Annotated in this window: 9 protein-coding genes; 5 read left to right on the top strand and 4 right to left on the bottom strand. The window is 60.8% G+C overall.

Annotated elements, in window-relative coordinates; all coding sequences use genetic code 11:
* Positions 1-104 precede the first annotated feature (104 nt).
* Together CHB90_RS25425 and CHB90_RS25420 are read left to right on the top strand one after the other, a co-directional pair.
* Positions 105-416, top strand: coding sequence for a head-tail joining protein (locus CHB90_RS25425; protein ID WP_089280491.1), 312 nt, complete (start codon positions 105-107; stop codon positions 414-416).
* The gene (locus CHB90_RS25420; RefSeq protein ID WP_089280490.1) at positions 413-1,042 is read left to right on the top strand and encodes a DUF6441 family protein; all 630 of its coding nucleotides are present in this window, start codon (positions 413-415) and stop codon (positions 1,040-1,042) included. Before CHB90_RS25425 ends, CHB90_RS25420 begins: the two co-directional genes overlap by 4 nt.
* A 205-nt stretch (positions 1,043-1,247) precedes the next feature.
* On the opposite strand, the gene CHB90_RS25415 is transcribed toward CHB90_RS25420, so the two are convergent.
* The 3 genes from CHB90_RS25415 to CHB90_RS25405 are packed head-to-tail and all read right to left on the bottom strand — an operon-like array spanning position 1,248 to position 3,029.
* Entirely contained in the window at positions 1,248-1,862 is a 615-nt protein-coding gene (locus CHB90_RS25415) for a transmembrane anchor protein (RefSeq protein WP_089280489.1), read from the bottom strand.
* Between the two features lie 15 nt (positions 1,863-1,877).
* Positions 1,878-2,615, bottom strand: a complete 738-nt coding sequence (locus CHB90_RS25410) for a HupE/UreJ family protein (RefSeq protein WP_089280488.1) — start codon at positions 2,613-2,615, stop codon at positions 1,878-1,880.
* Between the two features lie 54 nt (positions 2,616-2,669).
* Positions 2,670-3,029 carry a hypothetical protein gene (locus CHB90_RS25405; RefSeq protein WP_089280487.1) on the bottom strand — a complete coding sequence of 120 codons (360 nt, stop codon included), beginning with the start codon at positions 3,027-3,029 and terminating at the stop codon, positions 2,670-2,672.
* 63 nt (positions 3,030-3,092) lie between these two features.
* On the opposite strand from CHB90_RS25405, the gene CHB90_RS25400 reads away from it, so the two are divergent.
* The 3 genes from CHB90_RS25400 to CHB90_RS25390 all read left to right on the top strand — a co-directional run bounded on the left by CHB90_RS25400 (position 3,093) and on the right by CHB90_RS25390 (position 5,399).
* Complete coding sequence (locus tag CHB90_RS25400; RefSeq protein WP_089280486.1) at positions 3,093-3,371, top strand: metal-sensing transcriptional repressor; 279 nt, start codon at positions 3,093-3,095, stop codon at positions 3,369-3,371.
* A gap of 9 nt (positions 3,372-3,380) precedes the next feature.
* A complete protein-coding gene (locus tag CHB90_RS25395; protein WP_089280485.1) occupies positions 3,381-4,721 on the top strand; it encodes an MFS transporter in 1,341 nt (446 codons plus the stop codon).
* Positions 4,722-4,925: 204 nt separating this feature from the next.
* Positions 4,926-5,399: an acyl-CoA transferase gene (locus CHB90_RS25390; protein WP_089280484.1), complete on the top strand. Its 474-nt coding sequence runs from the start codon at positions 4,926-4,928 to the stop codon at positions 5,397-5,399.
* Positions 5,400-5,412: 13 nt separating this feature from the next.
* Here CHB90_RS25390 and CHB90_RS25385 read toward each other — a convergent pair.
* The coding region (locus CHB90_RS25385) for a bactofilin family protein (RefSeq protein ID WP_089280483.1) at positions 5,413-5,735 on the bottom strand (323 nt) is incomplete at its 5' end.

Here is a 5,735-nt window from a genome sequence, read left to right as displayed (position 1 = left end):
AAAGGCCGCTGGATCGACCTGATGACCGAGGCCTCGATCCTGCCGGTCAACAAGCGCCCGCGCCTCGCGATCCGCCTGCACAGCTCGAACTGAGCGATCAGGCCATGTCGATCTTCGCCTTGGTCATCGAAACGCTCTTCGGTGACCCGAACATGGCACAAGACGCCATTTACACAGCCACGGGCGGTAGCCCGACCCTCATCCGCGTGGTCACCCGCCGCGCGGATGAGATCACCGGCTTCGGCGATGCACGGCTCTGGTCAGAAACCACGCGGATCGACCTGCGCGTGGGTGAAGTTCCCGCCCCACGTCCGGGCGACCGCATCGAGATCGACGGCGACGCCTTTCTCATTCAGGGCGAGCCGGTGCGTGACCGCGAGCGGCTGGTCTGGACCGTGGACCTCAGGCCCACATGAGGCTCAAGCTCGACATCGATCCGGACATCGTGGCCATGATGGCAGCCGAGGTCGCGGCGGGGGAACGCGCGGTGACTGCCGCCATGCGTGAGGCTGGGAGTGATCTGAAGACCGCCTGGCGCGGGCAGATCACCGGCGCGGGACTGGGGCGGCGGCTGGCCAGCTCAATCCGCAGCCAGAACTTCCCGAGGTCGGGCGAAAGCCTGGATGCCGCCGCGCTCATCTGGTCCAAGGCCCCGGTCATCGTCGGGGCGCATGACACGGGGCCGCTGATCCGCTCAAAAAATGGGTTCTGGCTGGCGATCCCGACGCCCGCTGCTGGGCGCGGTCTGCGCGGTGGAAGGATCACCCCCGGCGAATGGGAGCGGCGGCGTGGTCTGCGCCTGCGGTTTGTCTATCGCCGGACCGGACCGAGCCTGCTGGTGGCGGAGGGACGGCTGAACACCAAGGGTCAAGCAGTGGTGTCACGCTCGAAGACCGGGCGCGGCAAGGTCACCGCGCCGATCTTCCTGCTGGTGCCGCAGGTGAAACTGCCGAAAAGGCTGGATCTGGCGCGGGATGCGGAGCGGGCGGTGGATGCGGTGCCGGGGCTGGTCGTGGCGAACTGGGTGGAGGCGAGACTGTGATCAATATCGCGGCTAACGGGAGTTCGAAGATATTGCCAGAAATGAGGCGAACGGCTTGCAGCGGACCTTCATTGACGGTGCAGCTAACGGTGGCAGTGAGCCCATTTTGCCTAATGCTGCGCCCCGGACGAAAGGCGTGTTTACGTTCCGCTAGGAGGTAACTTAGCCACCCATACGCCTTTGCACAGGTGGCCAAATCAGTGCATCATTCGCTACGAACGATCTCGCTGTAGTCTCCGCGCAATTGCAGGGTCACGGTGATGTCGGCATCGTCGCGGTTTCGCCAGAACCAGCCGTGGTCACCTGCGAACGGAGTCTCGAAGCTACCCTCACCAGATGTTTCGCCGCGACCTCGCTCATAGGTCACGTCTTCGCCACCTGCATGGGCGTGAAGGTCGAAGTTGATCCGGCCACCCATTGCTGCCCAAGAATAGGTCATGGTGGCACCTTCTTCCATGGTAGCCTTGATCTCGGTCGACTCGCCGGGCGCGAGTGTGAATGTCACTTCATCCTGCCATGCTTCTTGTGCGTGGGCTGCCCCGACGAACAGGCCGAAGATGTCATTCATCAGCGACGAGCTTTCATCGCCGCCGTGCAGCAACTCATCGGCCGCAGCTTCTGCGGCAAGCTGCTGCTTGATCTCGCCCATTTCCGTCAGGCCAAGGATACTCCCGACGCCTGTGGGGTCGGTGCCGTATTCGGCGGGCAGGTAGACCATGACGCCTATGGCGGCGGCCATCACGCCCGCAATGATGGTGGACCGGCGCAGTTGGGCGGGGGTTGGTAGGTCTTCGATGTTTGGTTTTGGTGCGTTGTTCATTGTTCTCTCCAATCTCTATGTGCTGGCGATGTAGCCTGCGATCTGCTGGTAGGTGAGCAGAAGGCCAAGGCCGACCATGATGATGTTCGCGACAGAAGCCTGACGCATGAAGTTGAGGCTGCGACGCCAGTAACCCATGACGATCAGGATCACGAAAAGCGCCAGAAGCTGACCCACCTCGACGCCCACGTTGAAGGCCAGAAGGTTTGCGAGCAGCCCGTCTTCGGACAGTTGATAGTCGAGGATTTTTGACGCGAGGCCAGTGCCGTGGAACAGGCCGAAGATCAGGGTTGCGGCCTTGGTATTGGGCTGAAACCCGAGCCATTTCTGATAGAGGCCAAGGTTGTCGAGCGCCTTGTAGACGACCGATAGGCCGATGATGGCGTCGATAATGTAGGCATTGATGCCCCAGCCGAACCACACGCCCGCGATCATGGTGACGGAATGGCCGACAGCAAAGATGCTAACGTAAATCGCCACGTCTTTCATGTGGTAGAGGAAGAAGACGACGCCGAGCAGGAACAGGATGTGGTCATATCCTGTAATCATGTGCTTTGCGCCGAGATAGATGAACGAGATGATGTGCACCCCGAAAATCTCCTGGATATAGCCCGCGTCACCGGGGGTGACGGCATGCGCATAGGCCGAGGTGGCGAATGCGATCAGCACCAGGAGGGTGGTTGTGAAGACGATCAGGGACTGCCGCAATGCATGCGACGGGTGCCCTGACCGATAAGATCGGTTGGGTATCATTTTGATTTTCCGTTTATTGAGTTTGATGGAAGACAACGCCGGATGGGCGCGACATCACACTCGTGGCGGTCGATCTAGATCGTAGGCACTGCGGTCGGACGCGGCGATTTCTGTCAGAGACCAGTTGGCACTGGAAGATGCTATGATCCCCGCACTGCGTCGGGGCGGCAGGAAGGCGGTGTTATGGTCATGATCCGCCATCTCGTGTGCATGGCCTTGGAATATGTGCAGAATATCCACGATATCATCATGGGAATGGCCATGGTCTTCGATCTCGGCCTGATGCTCGGCCAGGAGTTCTGCGACCTCGGTAAATTTCTGCAACTCGCTCTGCGCGTTGGACGACAGCATGATCCCAACCGCCAAAGCGATGGTCAATGCAAAGCGCAGGACTGATGTCGCCTTTAGTTTCATGTGCCCGTTTCTGCAGGTCTCGGCCCGCTTGCTCTATCCCCCTAGGGGGGATACCGTCTTTCTATGATAAAACACACGCCCCATGCAACCCACCCCGATATCGTCAAGCGGCTGAAACGTGCCAACGGGCATTTATTGAGTGTGATCGAGATGATCGAGGCGGAGCGCCCCTGCAGCGACATCGCGCAGCAACTCCATGCTGTGGAAAAGGCCATCACGCAGGCCAAACGCACCCTGATTCAGGATCATATTGACCATTGCCTTGATGCGGCTTTGGCCGGTGCGGGCAGCGACGGCGCGCCTGCAACCGCGGAGTTCAAGGCGATTACCAAGTATTTATGAGGAAGGCCCATGCTCTCCGTTCTGGCTGATCGCACCTACCGGCACCTGTTCTTGGCGCAGATCGTGGCTCTGCTTGGAACGGGGCTGGCGACCATCGCGCTGGGGCTTTTGGCCTATGATCTATCAGGTGAACGCGCCGGGCTGGTGCTGGGCACGATCTTCACGATCAAGATGATCGCCTATGTGGGCATCGCGCCCATCGCGGGGGCCTTTGCTAATCGTTGGCCGCGCCGAACCATGTTAGTCAGCCTCGACCTGATCCGCGCCGCGGTCGCGCTTTGCCTGCCGTTCGTCAGCGAGGTCTGGCAGGTCTATATCCTGATCTTTGTGCTGCAATCGGCCTCTGCAGCGTTCACACCGACGTTTCAGGCGACGATCCCGGATATTCTGCCCGAGGAAGACCGCTATACCCGCGCCCTTTCCCTGTCCCGTCTGGCCTATGACCTTGAGAATATCGTCAGCCCGATGCTGGCGGCGCTCCTGTTAGCCTTCGTCAGCTATCACACCCTGTTCCTTGGCACAGTAATCGGGTTTGGAGCCTCTGCCCTGCTCGTGGTCTCGGTCCTGTTGCCAAGCCCGCAGCAAACAGCGCATCGGGGCATCTATGAACGCACTACAAGAGGAATGCGGATTTACCTCGCCACCCCACGCCTTCGGGGCCTTCTGGCGCTCAACCTTGCAGCGGCGGCGGCAGGGGCGATGGTGCTGGTCAATACGGTTGTGCTGGTGCGCGCGGATTTGGGCCTTGGGGACACGTCGGTGGCAATAGCCCTTGGCGCATTCGGGGGCGGGTCGATGCTGGCTGCGTTGCTGTTGCCGCGCGTTTTGGACGGGCGGCCCGACCGTCCGGTGATGATCGGCGGCGCAGTGGTGCTGGTCGGGGCACTTTTAGCCCTGTCTCTGATGTCACTGGTTTACGATACGCGATGGATACCGCTGTTAGCAGGTTGGTTCATCATCGGGGTCGGCTATTCCGCCGTACTTACCCCCTCGGGACGTTTGCTCAAACGGTCCGCACACCCGGAAGATCGACCTGCAGTCTTTGCGGCACAATTTGCGCTTTCCCACGCGTGCTGGCTGGTGACCTACCCACTTGCGGGTTGGCTGATTACAGTTTCCGGGTCGACGTTCGCATTTGCGTTGCTCGCGGTACTGGCAGGTATCGGCATGATGAGCGGGACCGTTCTTTGGCCACAAGAAAGCAGCGAAGCTGTGACACATTCGCATGACGATCTGCCAAAAGATCATCCGCATGTGCAAGATGGTCAGACCCACAGCCACCCTATCGTGATCGATGATTATCACCCGCACTGGCCTCGGTTGCATGGAGTGGATGGCAAAACCGGGTAGCAACACTGATCGCTGCGGTGCTGTGGCAAAGCGGACTTTGGGGCATATGCGGCGAAATGGTGCTTAGTCCGCACTTTGCCAGTTCGACCGAGGCGCAGCGAAGGGCAGCTTCCGCCCTTCGCGTCGAACGCTGCGTTCGAGCTTTCGCGTTCTGCATCTGTCTCGAAGTTGCTGCCGTGCTGAAGAAAAACAGACTGAGCGAACATGCCCACCACCCGCGAAACCATCCTCACCGCGCTGCACTTCCTTTTGCAAACGCTGCCCGCCACCGCTCTGCGGGGCGACGTCCTGCCTGAACGCGTACCGACGGCAGGCCTGCTGATCCTGCGCGACGGCGAACCGGGAGAGCCGGAGGTGACGCTGTCGCCGCTGCGCTACCATTACCAACACCGCGCCGAGATTGAGGCGGTCGTGCAGGGTGAGGCCCGGTCTGCGCAGCAGATGCAAGGGTCCGGGGGACCATTGCAAGGAACGAACGACCGAGACGCCAATTTCGACACGCTGACCGCCAGCATCGGTGCGGCGATTGCCGCCGACCGCACACTCGGCGGCCTCTGCGACTGGGTGGAGGCACAGGCGCCGCGCCCGGTCGATCTGCCCGTCGAAGGCGCGGCCACCCTGAAGGCCGCCGTGATCTCGGTGGTCCTGCATTACTCCACGCCTGACCCGCTCACCTGACTGATCGGCCACCTCAGGTTTCGCTCGGACCCTGCCGTGAGCAGGTGCAGTTCACGTCAGCGCCGCTGTCGATTTTGAGCGTCACATAGGAGATCTCGCCAGAAAGCTGGGCACTTGCATGGAGTGTAACGGCCCTGCCGATGATCCGCCCTTCGAAGCGCCCTTTGATCACAATGGTGTCCGCACGAAGGTCGCCGACCGCAGATCCGCTTTGTTCGATCAGAATTGTGTCTGCCGTGATCTTCCCGTCCGCATGCCCGAGCAGTTCAAAAAGTCCCGGTACTGTCAGATCGCCCGACAGCTTGGCGCCGGCTGCAAAATGTGACCGCGCATTGC

It is taken from the genome of Antarctobacter heliothermus, from assembly GCF_900188425.1.
Classification (GTDB): Bacteria; Pseudomonadota; Alphaproteobacteria; order Rhodobacterales; family Rhodobacteraceae; genus Antarctobacter; species Antarctobacter heliothermus.
Note: the sequence above shows the minus strand (reverse complement) of the source record. Positions and strands in the feature narration are given on the sequence as shown.